This window comes from Sphingobacterium shayense (assembly GCF_013179575.1).
In the GTDB taxonomy this organism is placed as follows: Bacteria; Bacteroidota; Bacteroidia; order Sphingobacteriales; family Sphingobacteriaceae; genus Sphingobacterium; species Sphingobacterium shayense.
In genome coordinates, this window is the sequence record NZ_JABMCQ010000333.1 from 1 (window position 1) to 1169 (window position 1169).

Genomic DNA, 1169 nt, shown 5'->3' on the forward strand with positions numbered 1-1169 from the left:
GGCGCTTGGTTTCTTTCAAGGCGAGTTCAATGCTACAACACTTGTGAATGACACGTGGACGCCAGAAAATCCAGGAGCCAAGTTTCCTCGCTATGTATGGGCGGATCAATTAAATGCAAAGAACTTTGACAGACCAAGCGATCTTTTTTGGAAAAAATCAAATTACCTAGCATTTAGAGAGGTTACCTTAAGCTATTCTGTTCCACAGGATTGGATTAGCAGAGCCAAAATATCTGGCTTAACATTATCGGTAACCGGACAAAACCTAGGCTATATTACAAACAAGATGAACGTTCTACCAGAACGTACTGGCTTCCAAAACAGTGCTTATACGATACCAACGATGTTAATATTTGGGGGTAAGATTACGTTCTAATTTATTAAGTAAATAATTATGAAAAAGTATATAAAAATAGTAGCTGTTGCTTTGTCAATATTCAGCTTAACAGCTTGCAATAAGCATCTCGATTTTGCACCTGAAGACTTCTATGCTGATGGCAATTATTGGCGAAATGAAACGCAAATAAGCGGATTTATGACCGGTATACACAATAGTCTTCGGGACGCTCAATTCACCCTTATTCGACTTGGGGAAATGCGTGGAGGAGGATTCGAAAACCAAGCGCGAATGGACGTATCATTGAATGACTTAGGGATCATCGAACATAATTTAACAGAGGTATCTCCAGGCATAGCCAGCTGGGCCGGTTTTATGAACACTATACTTCAAATCAATTTATTTATCAATAAAGTTGAAGCAGTTACGTTTTTAAGCGAGGAAAAAAAAGGTGAATTCTTAGGCCAAGCCTATGGTTTGCGTGCCTTCTTTTACTTTCATTTGTTACGCACGTATGGAAGTGTTCCCTTACGTTTATCGGCAGATGTTATTCTAAATAAACCCGATCCAGTGGAATTACGGTTAGCGCGAGCGAGCGAGGCGGAAGTACTTGCAGCAATTAAATCAGATATTGCATTCTCGCTTTCAAACTTTGGTTCTATCGTTAGCTCAAATAAAACCTATTGGAATTTGAATGCGACTCGCATGTTAAAGGGCGAAGTATACCTTTGGTCAGCAAAAGTATACAACAACATTGAGGATCTGACAGATGCAAAAACTGCATTAAACGATATCACGGGGTACACGCTGATGGAGGATTTCGCATCCGTTA

The 1169-nt window shown here is 39.9% G+C and carries 1 protein-coding gene and 1 pseudogene; both read left to right on the forward strand.

Annotated features, from left to right (window positions below):
* Positions 1-376, forward strand: a pseudogene (locus HP439_RS19180) (hypothetical protein); the annotation flags it as partial.
* An 18-nt stretch (positions 377-394) separates the two neighbouring features.
* On the forward strand, positions 395-1169 hold a 775-nt coding region (locus HP439_RS19185; RefSeq protein ID WP_172391923.1), incomplete at its 3' end, for a RagB/SusD family nutrient uptake outer membrane protein.